This window comes from Caballeronia terrestris (assembly GCF_001544515.1).
GTDB lineage: Bacteria > Pseudomonadota > Gammaproteobacteria > Burkholderiales > Burkholderiaceae > Caballeronia > Caballeronia terrestris.
Map to the genome: position 1 here is coordinate 124,525 of NZ_FCOL02000015.1, position 18,585 is coordinate 143,109.

Consider the following 18,585-nt stretch of genomic DNA (forward strand, 5'->3'; position numbering starts at 1 on the left):
GAGCACGGTTCGACGCCGCTGGAGCACTCTGCCATGCAGCAGTGCGCGCGCGTCGAGGCCGCTCTCCGCTCTCCCTCTCTCCCCGTTTTATCCCGTCACAGCATCGCGCGCCGCCAGAATCGCGTCGATTGCGACTGCAAAACCCTCTTCATCGTTGCTCGGCGACACCAGGCACGCCCGCGCCTGCACGGCCTCCGACGCTTGTCCCATCGCGATCGCGAGCCCCGCGACATCGAACATCGGGACATCGTTCGACATGTCTCCCAGCACCGCCACGCGCCCAAGCGGCACGCCCGCATGGCGCGACAGCTCGCGCGCCGCTTCGCCCTTGTTGGCGAGCACGCTCGTGACGTCAAGGTAGTAGGTCTGTGAGAGCGCGGCGAGCGCCTGACCGTGCAGCGTCGCCTGCAATTCGTGTTCGATGCGAGCGAGCAGCGGCTCGTCCGCCGTCGATCCGACGATCTTGTCGACCCCCGCGAGATCCAGCTCGTCGAAGCGCTTCACGAGCACGCCGTCATAGCCGACCGTGCGGCGCTCGAGCGCGACATAGGTACCCGCGGGATTCGTCAGATACCAGTTGTCGCCGATGAACACCCACGCGTCGATGCCCTCGCTCGCCAGGCGCCCGAGCACCGTCTCGACGGCCTCGCGCGGCAGCTTGTGCGCGCCGAGCACGTCCCACGACCCCGGCGCGACGATGTTGCCGCCGTTATACGACGCGAATGGCAAGTCCACTTCCAGCGCCTCGACGATATGCCGCATGCCCTTGCCCGGCCGGCTGCTCGCGACCGCGAACTTGACGCCGGCCGCGTGCAGGCGGCGCACGGCGTCGATGGCGGCGGCCGAGAGCGATTTGTCCGTGTGCAGCAGGGTGCCGTCGCAGTCGGTGATCACGAGGTCGATCTGCGCGAGTTGATCGAACGCGGCCTGGCCGTCGCCGATCACCGGGCGCAATCCGTATTTACGGTAGGGACTCATTCGAACGCTCCCGTGCGCAGGTTGGCCGCTGGCAGTTGCCGCGATTCGCGCACCGAACGCGGGTGCCAGAGCTTCGCGCCGCCCTCGATCCCCGCCGCGTTCGAGACGACCGCCACGTTCGGCGGCAGGTCGAATTTGAGATGCGCCGCATTGCCGCCGCCGATCCACAGCTTGTCGTAATTCACGAGCGACGCCAGCACGCCGATGATCTTCTCCACTCGTTTATTCCAGCGCTTGCCGCCCGCCTTCTCGCGCGCGGCGTTGCCGATGTACTCATCGTAGGTCTTCTTTTTCGCGACCGGATGATGCGCGAGTTCCAGATGCGGCATGAGTTCGCCGTCACGGAAAAGCGCCGTGCCCGCGCCCGTGCCGAGCGTCAGGACGAACTCGATGCCGTGGCCTTCGATCGCGGCAAGCCCCTGCATTTCGGCGTCGTTGATCATGCGCACGGGCGGATTGCCGAGGCGCTTTGCGATCATGTCGGCGAGCGGTATGTCGTGCCAGTTTTCGTTGCCGAAGTGCGGCGCCGTCAGCACGTGGTTGTTGCGCACGACGCCGGGGAAACCGATCGAAATGTGCGTCGGCGGCGGGTCGGCGAGCGGGGCGACCAGCTTGACAAGCGCATCGACGATGACGTCCGGCGTGTACGGCGCTGGCGTCTCGACGCGCAGGCGCTCGGTCTGCATGTGCCCGTCGGCGCTGACGATCGCCGCCTTCAGTCCCGTTCCGCCTACGTCGATCGCCAGAATCCGCTCGACTTTCTTATGTCCCTTTCCGGTTGTCACGCTTTGTCCTCCTCGTTCTTCTTGCTTTTGTCGATTAGTGACCGCCACGCGCGCCCGTCGGCCGCGATCAGCGCGTCAGCTTCCACCGGCCCTTCGCTGCCGGCCGCGTAGCCGTGCACGTCGATCGGCGCGCCTTCCGGATGCAACACCGGATCGGCCGCGGCCCACGCCGTTTCGATGCTGTCGGCGCGCTGGAACAGCGTCTCGTCGCCGAGCATGCAGTCGTAGAGCAGGGTCTCATAGCCGACGTTTGCCCGCTCGTCGAAGAAGTCGCCGTAATTGAACGACGACTGCACCGCGCCGACCTGCATCACCGGCCCCGGCACCTTCACGTTGAAATCGAACGTCGTGCCGTGCGCCGGATCGATGCGCAGCGTCAGCACGTTGGGCGTCAGCGCATCGACGGGCGTATCCCGAAACAACCGGAACGGCACCGCCTTTAGCTGCACCGACACCTCCGTGCGCCGCGCCGCGAGCCGCTTGCCCGTGCGAAGATAAAACGGCACGCCGGCCCAGCGCCAGTTCTCGACGTACACGCGCGCCGCCGCGTACGTTTCCGTGCGGCTCTCCGGCGCGACGTCCGGCTCCTCCCGATACCCCGGTCCCGCCGGTCCCTTCTCATACCGCCCGAACACGACGTCGCGTGCGCTGAGCGGCTGGATTGCGTCGAAGACTTCGGCCTTCTTGTCGCGCACGGTTTCGGCATCGAAGGAATTGGGCGGCTCCATTGCGATCATGCCGAGCAACTGGAACAGGTGATTCGGCACCATGTCGCGGAACGCGCCGGTCTGCTCGTAGAAGCGCCCGCGCCCTTCCACACCGATCGTCTCGGCCGCCGTGATCTGCACGTGGTCGATGTATTCGCGCCGCCACATCGGCTCGAAAAGCGCGTTGGCGAAGCGCACGGCAAGAATGCTCTGCACCGTGTCCTTGCCGAGAAAATGGTCAATGCGATAAACCTGCGATTCGCTCGCGTAACTGAGGATGTGCGCGTTCAGGTCGCGCGCGGAGGCGAGATCGGTGCCGAACGGCTTTTCGATCACGATGCGCCTGAAATTGCCGCCCTCTTCCTTCAGCAGCCCGGCGCGGCCGAGATGCTCGACGATCGGCTTGAAAAAGCGCGCCGTCACGGCTAGATAAAAGACGACGTTGCCGGTTTTCATCGTCGCGAGCAGTTGGGCGAGCTGGCTGAACGTCTCGTCCGATTCGAACTCGCCCGCGAAATACTGCAGCCGTTGCAAGACCCAGTCCCACGCCTTCTCGTTCAGTTGCGACGTGTGGAACGTGCTCGCGCGATCGGCGGCGAACTTGCGCAGCGACTCGGAAAGCTCGTCGCGCCATTCGCTCGTCTCACGCTGGCCGTGATTCACGCCGATGATTTGCATCTTGTCGTCGAGGAGAGCGTCGGACGCGAGGTTGTAGAGCGCCGGCATCAGAAGGCGCTTGGTCAGGTCCCCGCCCGCGCCGAAGATCACGAGCGTGCAAGGCGGCGCCGGATGCTTGCCGGCAAGCGGCGCGGCGGGTTGGTCTTTATCCGTTGGCATGGCGATGCGTTTTCCATGAAGAAGTGATGAAGCGGACAAACCGAACTCGAATCAGGAAAGACCTCGTTTCGCGCGGCACAGTTCAATAAAGGCTCGACGGCAGCTCGCAGCGAGTGGAGTGCCGTAGGTATTTTGTAATTTTTAACCTTACGTGTCGTAAAATATGCGCCATTTGGCGCTCGCGTTTCTGGCGCTTCTTTACGGGCAGGACTTCGAACATGAACGCAAAAATCACTCCGATCGACCTCGACGCCTACTTCGCCCGCATCGGTTTCGACGGCCAGCGCGATGCCTCGATCGAGACGCTCAACGCATTGCATCTGCTGCATCCGCAGGCGATTCCCTTCGAAAATCTCGATCCGCTGCTCGGCCGCCCGGTCCGGCTGGATGCGCAATCGATCCAGCGGAAGCTCGTCGGTGCGCGGCGCGGCGGCTACTGCTACGAACACAATCTGCTCTTTCGCGGCGTCCTCGATGCGCTCGGGTATCAAACGCGCAGTCTCGGCGCGCGCGTCGTCTGGGGCCGGACGGACGCCGAAATGCCGGCGCGCACGCACATGCTACTGCTGGTCGATCTGGAAGGCCGCACTTATCTCGCCGATGTCGGCTTTGGCGGCGTGACGCTCACCGCGCCGATCGTGCTAGAAACCGGCCGTGAGCAGGCGACCCCGCACGAGCCTTTCCGCCTCGACAGCATCGGTGAGAGCGATTTCCTGCTGCAAGTAAAGCTCAACGACGCCTGGACGCCGCTCTACCGCTTCAACCTCGAACCGCAGTTCGACATCGACTTCGAAGTGGCGAACCACTACGTCTCCACCTACCCGCAGTCGATTTTCCTGCACAACCTGCTGGTTGCGCGCGTCGCGGGCGAATCGCGCTACGGCTTGTTCAACCGCCGCCTGAACATCCACGGCGCGAACCGCGGCCAGCGCGAGCTGACGACCGTCCAGCAGATGCGCGACCTGCTGCAAAACGAAATCGGCATTCGTCTGCCCGATGACGCGGGCGATGTCACTTCATCCGAACTCGACGCGATGCTTGCCCGCCTCCCCTGAAGAATCCGCGATGCCCAACAAGAATAAAACGCCCAGCCGCGACGTTTATCAGACGCCGCATCAGAATCCGATGCTCGCGAGCCGTCTGCCGAAGTGGCGTTCGACGCTCGTCGTGATCCTCATGTCCTGCGCGTTCATCGCGCTCGCGGGCCGCGCGCTGTGGGTGCAGGTGCTCAACCAGGATTTCTACATCAACGAGGGCCAGAAGCGCTACCAGCGCACGCTGGAACTCACGGCGACGCGCGGCCGGATCGTCGACCGGAACGGCGCGATGCTCGCCGTGAGCCTTGCCACGTATGAGGTCTGGGCGTCGCCGAAACTGTTCGATGCCCAGCACGCGCCCGACGTCGCCCGGCTGCTCGACATTCCGTCGAAGGAATTGCTGCGGCGCGTGAATGCGGGCCGTTCGTTCGTGCTGCTCAAGCGTCAGGTCGATGCCGACACCGCCGCCAAGGTCGCCGGGAAGGCGCTCGCCGGCGTCACGCTCGTGCCGGACACTAAGCGCTTCTATCCGGAAGGCGAATCGGCGGCGCATATCGTCGGCTTCACGAATAACGAGGACAACGGCCAGGAAGGCATCGAGCTCGCCGCCAACTCCCGGCTCACCGGCGAGCAGGGCCAGCGCGAAGTGATCCGCGACCGGCTCGGGCGCGTCATCTCGGAAATCGGCGAGTCGGACCCCGCGCACAACGGTGAAGACATCCAGTTGACGATCGATCGCCGCATCCAGGCGCTCGCGCACGCGCAACTGAAGGCGGCGATCACGAAACATCAGGCGAAAGCGGGGAGCGTTGTCGTGCTCGATGCGCGCAACGGCGAGATTCTCGCGCTCGCGAACTACCCGACCTTCGATCCCAACGACCGCGCGCGCCTGACCGGCGAGCAGTTGCGCAATCGCGCGCTCACCGACACCTTCGAACCCGGCTCGACGATCAAGCCGCTGGTCGCCGCTCTTTCCATCGATCTTGGCAAGGCACGGCCGGACACGCGCATCGATACGTCGCCGGGGAGTTTCAAACTCGGTCCGAACGTGATCCACGATACGTCGAATCACGGCGTGATCACGGTTTCGCAGGCGGTGCAGATGTCGAGCAACATCGCGCTTACCAAGCTCGCGCTGCAGCTTCGGCCTGAAACGATGTGGCAAAAGTATCGCGAGTACGGCATCGGCAGCGCGCCCGAGCTGACGTTCCCCGGCGCCGCGACCGGCCGGCTGCGCGCTTACGAGCGCTGGAAGCCGATCGAGCAGGCGACGATGGCCTACGGCTACGGCCTCTCGCTGTCGCTGTTGCAAATTGCGCAGGTTTACACCGCGTACGCCGGGACCGGGCATTTCCACCCCGCTACGCTCGTCCTCGACGACAAGCGCCATGCGCCGGTGGCAGTCACGAAGCCCGCGACGGCCGCCGCTATCCGCACCATGCTCGAAATGGCGATGGGGCCGGAAGGCACGGGCCGCGCGGCGAACGTGGAAGGCTATCGCGTCGGCGGCAAGACGGGCACGGCGCGGAAGCAGGTCGGGCGCGCGTACGCGAAGAACAAGTACCGCGCGTCGTTTGTCGGGATGGCGCCGATGAGCGAGCCGCGCGTGATCGTCGCGGTGATGATCGACGAGCCATCGGGCGGGTCGTATTACGGCGGAACGGTCGCGGGGCCGGTGTTCGCAGGCGTCGTCGGGGGGACGATGCAACTGCTTGGCGTGCCGCCCGACGCGTGAGACAGCAGAAAGCGGGCGCGGCCCTTGCTGCCCCGTTTCTGCCAAAACCGTAAGGGGGCTATGCTCTAATGTCGTGTTCAGAACGAGACAATCGCGAAAATCGTCAACAACGCAAAGGGACCATGAAAAAACTCGTAGCCGCGCTCGCATTGCCGCTTCTCCTTAACGCGTGCGCCTATTTTCATAACGAAGACGCCGGCCAGCCGGAAGTGGAAAAGGCGTCGTCTCAGAATAACGTCGACAGCATCGTGCAATGCATCAGCGACGAAGCGAAGAAACACGACACCACGTTCAAGAAAACGTCGATTCCGCAGGGCGTGATGCTCGAATTCGGCGATTCGAACGTCGTCAAGGTCCGCTTCGACAACGGCGAAACCACCTATCGCTTTTATCCGGGCCAGCGCCACGCGTCGAATATGTGGATCGAAGGCGCCAGCAAGAAGTGCGCTCCCTGAGTTCCGTAGACCATGCGCTCCACCAAGGCAATCAACGCTGTCGAACGGCTCAAGACGCGTAGCGGCAATCCGCAATACGCGGCCGTCAGCCTGAGCGGCGGCCTCTTTTACCTCGTCGACAAATCGGTGAGCGGCGACCAGAAAGTCTCCCAGCCGCTGCCGATGGACGACTTCGTCGCATTCGTCAACGCGCTCAAGCCCGAAAAGCCGCGCAAGGTCAGCAAGCTCGACCTGGCGATGGAAGCGCAGATCCAGCGCAGCGGCAAAGCGCGCGAATCCGGCGAAAGCTGAACCCTTTTCACCCACCTGGTATTGCACTCGACGCGGCACAGCATTGTGCTGCTCAATAGCCCTTCGGCGAAACAATGTGCGATGACAGACGGTGCACCCCCGCCTGCGTTGCGTACATTTTTGATAACGGTCGCAGAACCAAAGGGCCGCCCAGAACGACGACGAGCGTTCGGGCGAACGGGGTGCCCGCGCGGCGTCGGATGAGCTTTCAGCGTCCTCCGCCACGTGGCTCGAAGGGTGACGAGTAAATGAAAAAGAAGAAATCCGAGACCACGGGCAGCTTGCTGCCTTCGGCCCTGGCCGACGTAGAACTCCAGCATATCGAGCGCGCGCTCGCTCAGCTCAGAACAATGAGCAACCAGTCGTCGGGAACCTTGAACGTCGAATACTGGCGCGAACGGCTCAACGCCGTCAGCGCCGGGCACGCGCTCGTGCCGGCGCAGAAGCGCCGCATCGAGTCGCTGCGCGCGGTGCTTGACGCGGTCGGCAAAGGTCCGCGCGACACGACGCCCGGGCGCCGAAAGACGACCAACAGGCTTTGGGCGAAAGCGGCCTGACCCGCCGCTTTCGCCACTTCGCGCCACGGCGCGATCAGGTTGCGCCGTCGCGGTTGCGACGGCGTGCGTCTGCTTGCTGGAAAGGTTTCAGGCATTGAACGTGCTCCATCGGAAGGGCCTTTAGCCGTCTTCCATGGAGCACGCATGACTCATTCCAATTCGATTCTCCGCTTCGTCACGCTGCGCCGCGTGGTGTCGGCCGCGCTCGTTTCGTCGATCGCCGTTTGCAGCACCTATGGCTTCGCGCAAATCACGAGCGGCGGCGGCTCCGAGCAGCAGGAAAGCCGCAGCACGGCGACCGGCACCCAACCCGCCGCCACGAACGCGACCGTCCACGAATCGCAAAAGCCGCAATCGCAGGATGCCGCCGGCAAGAACCGCGGCGTCACCGCCGGCAAAGGCCACAAGACCGAAGGCGCCGGCGGTTTCAACAACGGCCTTTACGGCACGGGCGCGGGCAGCAACAAATAAGCGCCGAATCAATCCTGCCGCGTCGACATGCCCGTGATCTCGGGCGCGATCGCGGCATGATTGATGATCGCGACGAGCGAAATCCCGCCGATCATGTTGCCGATGAACGTCGGTACGAGAAACACACCGAAGTAGTCGCGAACGGTCGCCGCGCCGATCATCACCGCGTACGACGCCTCCACCGATCCCGCGATCACGTGCGTCAGTTTGCTCACGGCGACCGTGTAGGTGATCAGCACGATCGTCAGCAGGCGCGCCGAGCGGGCGCTCGGGAGCAGCCACACCATCAGCGCGATCAGCCAGCCCGAGAAAAACCCGCGCACGACCGTCACGCCGAAACTGGCGGAAAGCGGCAGCATCGCGACTTTGGCGAGCGAATCGTCGACTTCCGGCGAAAACACGCCGTCGATCTGCAGGATCGCTGCGAAAATCACTGTGCCGACCAGGTTGAACAGCAACACGATCGCCCAGAGGCGCAGTGTTTTGAGGAGAGTCTTCAGGTCGCGTCGCGTGAGGACCGGCAGCACGGCGGTCAGCGTGCTTTCCGTGAAAAGCTGCTGGCGGCCGAGAATCACGATCACGAAGCCGATCGTGTAGCCGAAACTCGACACCAGCCCACGCCAGCTCGTCTCGGGCAGCGCGCTTTCCAGGATCGACTGCACGAGAAACGAAAATCCCATCGACAACCCCGCCGCGAGCGCCGACCACATCAGCGCGGCGGCGGTGCGGTCCATCGCGGCTTCGCCCTCCTCGCGCACGATTTCGTGGACGACGAGCGCCTGCGGGATCGAATGCTCGGCGGCCTGGTCCTGCTCTTCGCTGCTGAGATTGGGGGATTTGGAACCGGCTTGCTGTTCTGCCATGACCTTCTTTTCTCCGGAGTGCCCGCCGCGGTCGGCGGTGATCGGAGCCAGCTTTTTCGGCCGGCTTGTCCGCTAGAGGGGACGCATCGTTGAAGCACGAACGATGCCCGCGCGATGCCTTTTATCAGCCTCCGGCATATCGTCAGGCGCAATCGTTGGTTGGGGCGGGCGGGTCGCGTCGCTACTATTTGGGCTCGCCATGACTCCGACCGCCCATGTCCCTCTACCTCGATGACGCCCAACGCCAGGAAATCCAGCGCATGCGCGCATCGATGCGCTGGCGCAGCGAATGGCCGACGTGGCTGTTGATCGCGGGCGTGTATGGCGGATGGTTCGGGGTCGCGCTGAACGCCCAGACCCTCGGGATGCCGCTCGCGCTTGGGGCGCTGGCGCTCTTGTCGTGCTGGTACATGTCGCTGCAGCATGAGCTGCTGCACGGTCATCCGACGCGTTTTCCGCTCGTCAACGCGCTCTTCGGCGTCGCGCCGCTCGCCGTGTGGTTTCCGTACGCTGTTTATCGCGAGTCGCACCTGCGCCATCACGACGACGATCACCTCACCGATCCCGCTCGCGACCCGGAAAGCTATTTCGTGTCGCCCGAGCGCTGGGCGGCGGCCGGCGCGACGATGCGGCTCTTTCTCGCGCTGCGCAATACGCTCGTCGGCCGCGTGCTGCTCGGACCCGCGTTTTCGATCGCGGGCGCATTGCACGGTGCCGCCGTCGCGTTCGCGCGCGGGGACGTCCGCGTCGCGGCGAGCTGGGCGCTGCATCTCGCGCTTCTCGCCGCGCTCGCTTATTGGCTGGAGCATCGCTGCGGCATCCGCTGGTTCGCGTTCATGTTCGGCGTCGGCTATCCGGCGCTCGCGCTCGGCGCGGTGCGCTCGTTCCACGAACACCGCGCCGTCGCCGATGCGCCGCAGCGCACCGTCATCAACGAAGCGGGATGGTTCTGGCGGCTGCTTTTTCTGAACAACAACTATCACGCGGTCCATCACGACCTGCCCGGCGTGCCGTGGTTCGCGCTCGGGACGGTCTATCATCGGCGGCGTGAGGCTTATGCCGAGCGGACGGGGCGGTTCGTGGTGCAGGGATATGGCGAGTGGCTGAAGCACTTTGCGCTTGCGATGGTCGCGCCGGTCGTGCATCCGTTTGCGGGTCACAAGGTTCCGGCCGCACGCGTCACGCGCATTCGTGACCCGTTCGCCCGGCCTACCGCGAACGATGCCTCGAATCGCCTTGCGGGTTGAGGGCCGGTAGGCGGTTCACCGCCCGCATCCGCTCGCGTGCCTCATCGAGCCGCTCGTGTTTTCAAGATAGCCCGCAGATGAACTGGATCGCCGCCTTGCCGATGTACAACGTGACGCCCGCCCTCGCCGCCGACTGGCGCGAGTTGCTCGCGCACGTTCACACGAAACTCGAGGACTGGCTTTCCACGCGCGGCGAAACGCTCGTGATCGTCGATGCGGACGCTCCGCTCGAACCCTTCTGGCTGCGCGACGGCCTGCTGCTCTCGCAGACCTGCGGCTATCCGCTGGTCCACGCGCTCGACGGCCGCGTGCGCGTCATCGCGACGCCTGATTTCGACGTCGATGGCTGCGCGAACAGCAGCTATCGCAGCGTCCTCGTGACGGGCGCGCACGTGGATGCGCCATCGCTCGAAGCGTGCCGGGGCCTGCGCGCCGCCTACAACGACGACGATTCGAACAGCGGCATGAACCTTCTGCGCGATGCCGTCGCGCCGCTCGCGCGCGGCTCGCGGTTTTTCGCCTCGGTGCACAAAACCGGCGGACATCTGGCGTCGCTGCGGGCGCTCGCGATCGAGCAGAGCGCGGACGTCGCCGCCATCGACTGCGTGACGTTCGCGTTCGTGCGCGAGCATCTGCCGGAACTGGCGGCCGGCGTGCGTGAAATCGGCGTGACGAAGAGCACGCCGGGGCTGCCGTTCATCGCCTCGAACGCGTTGCCGGTGGACGCAGCCGCGCTCCTCGCCGATGCCCTCGACGATGCCGTCTCCGCCAATCCATCGCTCGCGAAGCGGCTGAAACTTAACGGTTTCGTGCGCCGCCCCGCCGCCGACTACGCATCGATCCTCGAGATCGAACGCGCGGCGATCGGCTTGGGCTATCCACGCCTCGCCTGAATAACCCTACCGCCCGCGCAATGGGCAGGTTTTCGCGACATTCGGCACAATCGGCTTTTAAGTACGCATTGCAGCGCGCATCGCACGCGCCTCGCAGCGTCAAGCCACCGGACAGCCGAATGATCCCCTTCTCAGTACTCGATTTATCCCCGATTCCCGCCGGCTCAACCGCCGCCGACGCCTTCCGCCAATCGCTCGATCTGGCGCAGCACGCCGAAAAATGGGGCTACCAGCGCTTCTGGCTCGCCGAGCATCACAACATGACGGGCATCGCGAGCGCGGCGACGTCGGTCGTGATCGGCCACATCGCCGGCGGTACGAAGACGATTCGCGTCGGTTCCGGCGGCGTCATGCTGCCGAACCACGCGCCGCTCGTGATCGCCGAGCAGTTCGGCACGCTCGCGTCGCTGTATCCGGGACGCATCGACCTGGGCCTCGGCCGCGCGCCCGGCACCGACCAGACGACCGCCCGCGCGCTGCGTCGCGACCTGCAAGGCAGCGCGGACAATTTCCCCGACGACGTCGTCGAACTGCAGCGCTATTTCGCCGATCCGGTCGAAGGCCAGCGCGTGCGCGCGGTGCCGGGCGCGGGCCTGGATGTGCCGATCTGGCTGCTCGGCTCGTCGCTTTTCAGCGCGCAGCTCGCCGCCGCGCTCGGGCTGCCGTTCGCGTTCGCGTCGCACTTCGCACCGGACTACCTGCTCACCGCGCTGCAGGTTTATCGCGCGCAGTTCAAGCCGTCGAAGACGCTCGCGAAGCCTTACGCGATGGTCGGCGTGAACGTCTTCGCCGCCGATACCGCCGACGAAGCCGAGTTGCTCTTCACCTCGCTGCAGCAGCAGTTCATCAACCTGCGGCGCGGTACGCCCGGCCAGTTGCCGCCGCCCAAGCGCGACATCGCGTGGAGCGAGACCGAGCGCGCGGGCGTCGAGCATTCTCTTGCGTGCTCGGTGGTCGGCACGCAGGAAGACGTGGAAGCGGGACTCGCGTCGCTGATTGAACAGACGCAGGCCGACGAGCTGATCGTCACGGCGCAGATCTTCGATCACGCCGCGCGCCTGCGCTCGTTCGAGATCACCGCGGCGGCGCACGCTGCGCTCGCACGCGCGAACTGAGCGCGAACCGACGCCTTTTACTCCGCGCGGCGCTGGACGCGCGGAGTTTTGGCAAGCAATAATGAGATGGCCGCCTTGGGTAGGACAAATGGGATCGGCGCGCCACTCATGGGCCACTCACGCGCGCGCTCCGCGTGCCTGCACGGCGCGGCGGCCATGACAACAAACACGCCGGAATACGGAAACGGAACGGAGAATGCTGATGCCGATAAGTGCCGCCACAGGATCGATGACCTTGCTGACGGAGCTGGACGAAGCAAGCGGACAGGAATTGCGCACGCTGCGCCTCGTGCCGGCGGAGGACGGCAAGGCTGTCGTGCTGATCGAAATCGACGAACGCAAAGCCGGCATTCACCGTGAAGTGCGCTATGAAATCACGACGGCAGAATTGATTGCGGCCATTCGCGCGCATGGCGCCGAATTGCCGGGTGAACAACATAATCGCTAGAATTGATTTAGCGCTTACAATAAGCGGCATACAATAGAGCGCATCGAGGTTTTGAAGCGCCTTGGCGTCGCTGGCCGGCTTCCCGGATTTCGTAAAAAGCACCCTTTACGTGCCTGTCCTTCGCAACGCCCGCCAGCCGTGCCAAAGCGCTGCCGTCCCTTTTCGGGGTATTTCGGCATTTGCGGTATTACACTAATTGACGCGTGGTTCGCCGCGCGCCACGCTTTGTAAAAATCACTTAACTCATCGAACCGCCCGGTCCGCGCGGGATTTCGGTTCGCCCTCCAGAAAGTTAAAGCTGAATCAGGACAGCCGTGGACGAAAGAAAGCGAGACAGCATCATTGCCTATTTACGCAGCCGAATGGCTGAGTTCGGCATTACCGAAACCGCGCTGGCCGAGGCATTGGCCGAAGCACCCGCGGCGGCGGCACCCATTCCCTCGAAAGCCAACGGCAACGGCCTGCCCAAGCGGCCTATGCCGCAAATGCCTTCCCTGCCGCGCGCCGAGAATGGCGCGACGCCCGCATTCAGGAACGCCAGCGGCGATACGTGGGACGGCGTCGGCGATATGCCCGAGTGGCTCAAGCGCGCGGTTCACGCGGGGCAGGACATCGAGTTTTATCGCGTGTGACGCAGTTTTGAACGAAAGCTGTGAATAGGCATCCCCAGGCCCCGCGTCATCGTCGCGGGCGGTGGCTGCGTTGTTCCCTGCGATTTCTGCTTTCACGCGCACGCCCTTTCCGCGCGTCCCGCCTGCTCGCGCGCGTGCTCATAAACGCGCGCGCGTTCCGCCGATGCAATGAGCCGCTTCTGCTTCATCGTCACGTACTGAAGCGGCGACGATCCGACCACCGCCGCATATTCGCCGTTGCGGAATTTGCGAAAGCGCTGGAAGAAGTCGGGGCCGGGCAGGCCGTTGTCGCAGGCGAGCAGCACGCCGTAATCCACCGCCGATACATCCGCGAGCGTGCGCACCGCGCTCTCCAGCACGCGATACCGCTCCGTGAGCGGCACCGTGCGCTCGAACATCGCGTGGAATCTCACGTAGGGCAGCACGCCATCGGCGGCCGCTGCGCGTACGAGCGCGCGCGTGATGCGTTCGGCGATCGGCCGTGAGGTTGCTCCGTTCGTCGTTGTGTTCATGATGGCTCCTTTACGTGTTCTCACTCGAAGGTCGCGCTGACCGATAACTGCACCGCGTTGCCGCGCGGGCGCTTGTGCGCCTCGACTTCGTTCACCCAGCGAAACGCAGCCGATACCGGCGTCTTGCCGACCTTGCCCGCCCACGTCACGATCGGCCCCAAACCAACCGAGTTGCCGCTCGCTCCGCCCAGACGGTCCGCGAGGCCGCCGGTGTCGTCGCCGAGCTGCTGGATCCAGCCGCCCACGATGCCCACGCCCCAGCCGCCCTTGAAGCGTTTGAGCGCGAGCACGTCGAGGACGGAGAGCGGCGCGTTGTGGTATTCGGTCGCGTTGTTGGTCGTGTAGAAGTTCACGCCGTAGTTCACCGACAGCTCCACGTCCTGCGCCGGGAAGAGCTTCGTGTACGACACGGTCGGGATGAACGTCCACGTATTTTGTCCGGCGTTCGCGAGGCGGTTCTCGTTGTACGCACCGCTCGGCGCATACATCTGCACACTGAACGCGATGTGGTCGGTCTTCGTCAGGTGGTAGCCCGCGATGACCGGCACGAAGAAGAGGTCGGCGAACTCGGTCGAGTGATCGTTGGGCAGGATGCCGTTGAACGACGACGCGTTCGTGTACTGCACCGGCACACCGATCGACGATGCGAAGTTCCAGCCGCCCGCCGTGATCCCCCAGGTCTTGATGAGGTTCGCCTGCACGTAGACGACGTTGTAGTCGAGACCCGCCGTGACCGTGCCCGCGATCGGGATCGTCTTGCTCGCGCCGAGTTTGCCTTCGTAGAAGATCGTCGTAAGCGTGACGATCCAGTCAGAGGTCGGCGGCACGACGCCCGCGTATGGCGTCACCTGCTGGCCGGTGATTGGCCGGCCGATGCCGCCCTCGGTTGCGTGGACCGGCATCGATGCGACGAGCGCCGCCGATACCGCCGTCGTCACGATTGCCGCCTTCGATGTTGAGCACCATGCGTTCATGACGACCTCCCGGGCCATCGGTTGGGATGCGAGCCTGAGTGCGTGCGTGCGTGGCTTCATTCGATCAACCGCCCGCCTTGACCGGCTTGACGATCTGCCAGGTGCCGTCGAAGACCGGCGCCTCCGGACCATAGATGCGCATGATCACCGTGTAGGCGCCGGCCGGCGCAGGCAGCCAGTTCGACGCCTTGTCCTTTCCCGGCGAGACGTGCTGCACGTAGAGATCGAGCGAGCCATCGGCGCCGTACTTGAGGCCCCGCGTGCGATCGCCGATCGAATAGCGATTGATCGGATTCGCGACGAGACTGCGCCCCGGCAGCTCGTACATCGTCATCGACCAGAAAAAGCGCGCGGGCGGCAGGTCTTTCTTGTCGAAATGCAGCACGTAAGGCTGCGTGCCGACGAGCGGCTTGTGGTCCGAGTCCTCGTGATAGCCGACGTAGACCGCCTCCTCCTTCGTATTCCCGTAGATGCCCATCGCAGCCGCGACGGCGCGCTTCATGTAGTCGTTCTTCATCTCCTCGCGCGTGCCGAAGAGATCGTAGGAACTCGTCGTCGCCCTTATCGACGTGGCGAGCGCGGCCTTGCCGTCCTGCACGCCGGCCGCGATCGCATCGCGCGTCGGTGCATCGAGCTTCGCGGCATCGAAAGGCCTGCCCGCGCCGATGCCGATCTTCGCGAAGCGCTGCATCAGCGCCACTTCAGAAGCGTTCGCCGGCTGCGTGAATTGCAGCAGGAAGTTCAGGTAAGCAATGAAATCGATGGACGTCGCGCGCGCCTCGTCCCACTTCGGAAAGCTGACGGCGGGTATGGGCGGCGGCGGCGCCTTGTGCTCGAACGCGGAAAGCGGCGCGACCTCGTACTGCTGCTGGATGCGCTTCACGTTCTTAACATCCGACGGACCATCGAGCGCGGTACGCCCGAGCGCGACGATGAAATCCGTTTCCGTGCGGAACACCCGGTCGATGCCCTGAGGCGTCTTACCGCTCCAGTGCGGTCCCGCGAATAAATAGTGACCGGCCTTCTCACCCGTCGTGCGCGATCCGACGTACGCGAAGTTGTACGTGAAGAGGTCGATCCACTGAAACACGTAGTAGCGCTTGTCAGGAATCGCCGGCACGCTCAGCACCCACGGTTCGCGGCGCAGATCGAGCCACACCCACGAATAAGGCGTGTCGTTGTTCGGCGTGACGATGTCCTTGTTCTGCGGACCATACGGTTGCGAATAATGACGGAACCTGCCGAAGCCGCCCACGTACGAATTCGATTGCTTGTCGACGGTCTGCTGATAGAGCGTCTTGTAGTTGAAGAGCATCGGATACGCGTAGATGAACGCTTCCTTTGCGATCGCCCGCGTCTCATCCGACGCGGCCTGAGCATGCGCCACGCTGCTGCCGATCAGGCATGCGCATAAAGCACTGAGCATTGGCGCAGATATTCGACTCATCACTTCCATTGCACTTCGTCGAATTGCATTCATCTCGATCCTTCAGGTTTCCATTCGACCTGCGCGAATAAAAAATGCGCAGGAATCTACCCGCCTGTTTGAGAAGGCGTTTCAAGAAACACGATCGATTCTGATGGCGCATAGCTGCGCCGATTCGGCAGACGATCTGGCCGAAAGTGATGCGTCAATCGAACAGCAGGACCCGGCTAGCGGGTAGACAGGGAAGGACGGCCATACACGTTCCTCGGAAAACGTGGGCAGGCGCGCGATTTCAGCGTTCGCGCGGATGGATGCTTACAGCGAGCTTATGCTTGATTGTTGATAGATGCTAACAAACGTTTTTCGCCGATGCCAAGAACATTTTATGACTGACGCCAAATTTGCAACGCGAGCGCTATCAATTGCATTAAGCGTTTTCACCTGCTTAATTCATTCGTTGACGCAATACCCATAGTAAAAATGAAATGAAAATTCAAGAAAAAAATTTGAAGCCCGTTCGCCCAAATCTCCGATAAAACGTTTATTGATACATGCTGTAAGGAGCTTCGGGAAATCGGCGTCGGCAATACGGAATGTGCTTCTTTCGACTCGCGGCGTGGCGCTCTTCACGACCAGGCGCGCCAGTCCGATGCAAGGCAATCACAACGGCGAGTGCGCAGATGCTTTCTCGACCAGAAAACCTTCCGAGCGTCGTGAGGCGAATGACGGCCGGCCAGATGCTGCTCGACGGCGCATCGGTCGAAGACGTCGCCGAGCGGCTGCATCTGTCGACGCAGACGGTCAAGCGCTATCAGGCGATCGTATCGGCGGGCGGGCTCGAAGCGCTGCAGAAGATGGGCATCGGTGGACGCGCGTCCGCGCTCGACCAGCAGGCGCTCGAATGGATCGCGGCTGCGCTGCAAGGCTCGGCCCGCGCGCAGGGCTTCGAAAGCGATGCGTGGACCAATGCGCGATTGCGCGCGTTGATCGAGCGGCGCTTCGGCGTGCGCTTCTCGCGCGTCTACATCTGGCAGATCGCAACGAATCTCGGGCTGGGGCATTTGCTGTCGAAATCACGGCGCTAGGCGGCATAGCGCCAAATCTTCTCTCACCTCCAACGAAGGAGCACCGCATGTCACTTCAAGCTCAATCACGCGTCCTGCACGCGGTCCTCGTCCGCGGCGTTGCTGTTGCTGCGCTCGCGCTCGCTTACCCGGCGTTCGCGCAGGACGCGGCCTCGGGCGCGAGTACCGATGCGCGCGGTGTTGCCGCGATTGCGGAGGTGCAGGCGCATGTCGTCGGCATCGATCCGGCGACGAACAGCGTCGCGTTGCAGGGGCCACAGGGACGTATCGTCGAGATCGCGGTGAATCCGGAGGTCGGCGATGTGAAGAAACTGCGTATTGGCGATACGGTCAACATCCAGTATCGCAATGCGCTGCTCGTGCGCGCGACGAAGGTCAAGTCGAACGGTATTCGCGAGCGTGTCGAGACGGAGGCGGTGATTCCTGCTTCGGGCGGCGTGACGGCGACGGCGCGCAGCGTGCAGATCCTTGCGACGATTCAAAAGATCGATGCGAAGAAGCGGCTGATCACGATGCGTGGGCCTACACGTACGGAGGTGTTCGAGGTATCGCCGGATGTTTCGCTAAAGGACTTGAAGGTGGGCGATTCGGTGCAGGCGGAGTTCGTGTCGGCCACGGCGGTGCAGGTGCTGCGGAGCGGGACGGCGGTGAAGTGAGGGGAGTTGTCCACAATTTCTGTGCGCTTAGCTGTGGGGAATCACACCCCATGATGCACAAGCCCGCTGCATATGGCCTCGCGGGCGGCGTGTGGGGAAAACTTCGTTCCCCACCGTCCTTCAAGCATCCATTCCCCTACGCTTCCCCACATGCTGCGGCGCGAGGCAAACATCGTCCGCCTACACCGGGACTACCCTACTTATTAGACGTGGGTCTTTTCAAAGTGGCAAGCTATCGGCATCTGCTAACGGCAGCTAGCGCCGCAGATACCGTGTTCGAAAGCAGACATGTGTTTTGTTCATGCTGCGCCGCACCCAGTGTGGGGAACGGCGCAGAGTTTCCCCACGTCAGCCCGATCAGCAGCGTCCTGCCCTGCCGGTAACGGAAACGGATTACGCGTCGCTCATGTTGTACGTACAACTGAGTAAAAGATGGCTGTTGAGACATTTTTTCCAACAGTCGTCTCGGCGCTCGCGAACCCGTTTGACGTGGGTGCTTACTCAGATTTGGCCGCTCCAGATGGTTTCGCCCATTGGAAAAGCACCCCCACTACCCATGTAAGCGTGGCTGCTTTGTAACAGATGCCCGTCGCCGGAATACCTGGACTGTCCCGTGAAATGGCCACCCGCGTCGTAGTTCTTACCAAAAAATGTGCCGTCGTTGTTATATGAATATTGTGTAAATCCCGCTAGATCTCCGGTACCTAAATTAAAGTGATCGGCTTCGATCGTCCGGCCGGATTTATCAAACAAATCACGCTCCCACACCTTACCCCCTACATACTCGTAAAAATCGTAGATCACGTGGTTGGTATCAAACAAGCCAACTAACTCATGTGAACCGTTGAATTGATGACCAACGTAGCTTTTGTCGACAAAGA

Annotated in this window: 21 protein-coding genes; 13 read left to right on the plus strand and 8 right to left on the minus strand. The window is 63.3% G+C overall.

Translation table 11 applies throughout. From position 1 onward, the window contains the following. Positions 1–87 precede the first annotated feature (87 nt). The 3 genes from AWB67_RS15280 to zwf are packed head-to-tail and all read right to left on the minus strand — an operon-like array spanning position 88 to position 3,307. Positions 88–978, minus strand: coding sequence for a Cof-type HAD-IIB family hydrolase (locus AWB67_RS15280; protein ID WP_087657088.1), 891 nt, complete (start codon positions 976–978; stop codon positions 88–90). Continuing rightward, positions 975–1,763 (minus strand): ROK family protein, encoded by a 789-nt coding sequence (locus AWB67_RS15285; protein ID WP_087657089.1) that lies wholly within the window; start codon positions 1,761–1,763, stop codon positions 975–977. Before AWB67_RS15285 ends, AWB67_RS15280 begins: the two co-directional genes overlap by 4 nt. After that, the gene (gene zwf / locus AWB67_RS15290) at positions 1,760–3,307 is read right to left on the minus strand and encodes a glucose-6-phosphate dehydrogenase (RefSeq protein WP_087657090.1); all 1,548 of its coding nucleotides are present in this window, start codon (positions 3,305–3,307) and stop codon (positions 1,760–1,762) included. Before zwf ends, AWB67_RS15285 begins: the two co-directional genes overlap by 4 nt. A gap of 218 nt (positions 3,308–3,525) precedes the next feature. Between zwf and AWB67_RS15295 the strand changes: the two genes are divergently transcribed. The 6 genes from AWB67_RS15295 (at position 3,526) to AWB67_RS15320 (ending at position 7,853) form a co-directional block, all read left to right on the plus strand. Then, on the plus strand, positions 3,526–4,362 hold the full coding sequence (locus AWB67_RS15295; protein ID WP_087657091.1) for an arylamine N-acetyltransferase family protein: 837 nt from the start codon (positions 3,526–3,528) through the stop codon (positions 4,360–4,362). A 10-nt stretch (positions 4,363–4,372) separates the two neighbouring features. After that, entirely contained in the window at positions 4,373–6,079 is a 1,707-nt protein-coding gene (locus tag AWB67_RS15300; protein ID WP_087657092.1) for a peptidoglycan D,D-transpeptidase FtsI family protein, read from the plus strand. Positions 6,080–6,201: 122 nt separating this feature from the next. Further along, positions 6,202–6,534 (plus strand): hypothetical protein, encoded by a 333-nt coding sequence (locus tag AWB67_RS15305; RefSeq protein WP_087657093.1) that lies wholly within the window; start codon positions 6,202–6,204, stop codon positions 6,532–6,534. 12 nt (positions 6,535–6,546) lie between these two features. Further along, a complete protein-coding gene (locus tag AWB67_RS15310) occupies positions 6,547–6,825 on the plus strand; it encodes a hypothetical protein (RefSeq protein WP_087657094.1) in 279 nt (92 codons plus the stop codon). Positions 6,826–7,073: 248 nt separating this feature from the next. Beyond that, on the plus strand, positions 7,074–7,382 hold the full coding sequence (locus AWB67_RS15315) for a hypothetical protein (RefSeq protein WP_087657095.1): 309 nt from the start codon (positions 7,074–7,076) through the stop codon (positions 7,380–7,382). Positions 7,383–7,526: 144 nt separating this feature from the next. Continuing rightward, complete coding sequence (locus AWB67_RS15320; RefSeq protein WP_087657096.1) at positions 7,527–7,853, plus strand: hypothetical protein; 327 nt, start codon at positions 7,527–7,529, stop codon at positions 7,851–7,853. Positions 7,854–7,861: 8 nt separating this feature from the next. On the opposite strand, the gene AWB67_RS15325 is transcribed toward AWB67_RS15320, so the two are convergent. Next, entirely contained in the window at positions 7,862–8,716 is an 855-nt protein-coding gene (locus AWB67_RS15325) for a formate/nitrite transporter family protein (protein ID WP_087657097.1), read from the minus strand. A 215-nt stretch (positions 8,717–8,931) separates the two neighbouring features. Here AWB67_RS15325 and AWB67_RS15330 point away from each other — a divergent pair, with 215 nt between their 5' ends. The 5 genes from AWB67_RS15330 to AWB67_RS15350 all read left to right on the plus strand — a co-directional run bounded on the left by AWB67_RS15330 (position 8,932) and on the right by AWB67_RS15350 (position 13,051). After that, positions 8,932–9,963: a fatty acid desaturase gene (locus tag AWB67_RS15330; protein WP_087657098.1), complete on the plus strand. Its 1,032-nt coding sequence runs from the start codon at positions 8,932–8,934 to the stop codon at positions 9,961–9,963. A 77-nt stretch (positions 9,964–10,040) separates the two neighbouring features. Further along, positions 10,041–10,856, plus strand: coding sequence for a phosphate/phosphite/phosphonate ABC transporter substrate-binding protein (locus tag AWB67_RS15335; protein ID WP_087657099.1), 816 nt, complete (start codon positions 10,041–10,043; stop codon positions 10,854–10,856). 119 nt (positions 10,857–10,975) lie between these two features. After that, positions 10,976–11,971, plus strand: coding sequence for a luciferase-like monooxygenase (locus AWB67_RS15340; protein WP_087657100.1), 996 nt, complete (start codon positions 10,976–10,978; stop codon positions 11,969–11,971). Positions 11,972–12,173: 202 nt separating this feature from the next. After that, positions 12,174–12,419 carry a hypothetical protein gene (locus tag AWB67_RS15345; protein ID WP_025527800.1) on the plus strand — a complete coding sequence of 82 codons (246 nt, stop codon included), beginning with the start codon at positions 12,174–12,176 and terminating at the stop codon, positions 12,417–12,419. Positions 12,420–12,733: 314 nt separating this feature from the next. After that, positions 12,734–13,051, plus strand: coding sequence for an H-NS family nucleoid-associated regulatory protein (locus AWB67_RS15350; protein WP_087657101.1), 318 nt, complete (start codon positions 12,734–12,736; stop codon positions 13,049–13,051). Between the two features lie 92 nt (positions 13,052–13,143). Here the strand turns inward: AWB67_RS15350 and AWB67_RS15355 are convergent, their stop codons facing one another. The 3 genes from AWB67_RS15355 to AWB67_RS15365 form a co-directional block, all read right to left on the minus strand. Then, positions 13,144–13,563 (minus strand): hypothetical protein, encoded by a 420-nt coding sequence (locus AWB67_RS15355; protein WP_087657102.1) that lies wholly within the window; start codon positions 13,561–13,563, stop codon positions 13,144–13,146. Between the two features lie 20 nt (positions 13,564–13,583). Next, positions 13,584–14,537 (minus strand): SphA family protein, encoded by a 954-nt coding sequence (locus AWB67_RS15360; protein WP_235025175.1) that lies wholly within the window; start codon positions 14,535–14,537, stop codon positions 13,584–13,586. A 64-nt stretch (positions 14,538–14,601) separates the two neighbouring features. Continuing rightward, complete coding sequence (locus AWB67_RS15365; protein ID WP_235025176.1) at positions 14,602–15,963, minus strand: DUF1254 domain-containing protein; 1,362 nt, start codon at positions 15,961–15,963, stop codon at positions 14,602–14,604. Positions 15,964–16,676: 713 nt separating this feature from the next. Between AWB67_RS15365 and AWB67_RS15370 the strand changes: the two genes are divergently transcribed. After that, positions 16,677–17,048: a helix-turn-helix domain-containing protein gene (locus AWB67_RS15370; protein ID WP_125477603.1), complete on the plus strand. Its 372-nt coding sequence runs from the start codon at positions 16,677–16,679 to the stop codon at positions 17,046–17,048. A gap of 47 nt (positions 17,049–17,095) precedes the next feature. Next, positions 17,096–17,704, plus strand: a complete 609-nt coding sequence (locus tag AWB67_RS15375; RefSeq protein ID WP_087657105.1) for a copper-binding protein — start codon at positions 17,096–17,098, stop codon at positions 17,702–17,704. Positions 17,705–18,205: 501 nt separating this feature from the next. On the opposite strand, the gene AWB67_RS40800 is transcribed toward AWB67_RS15375, so the two are convergent. After that, positions 18,206–18,585 (minus strand): hypothetical protein (locus AWB67_RS40800; RefSeq protein ID WP_159964849.1); only part of this gene is annotated, 380 nt, incomplete at its 5' end.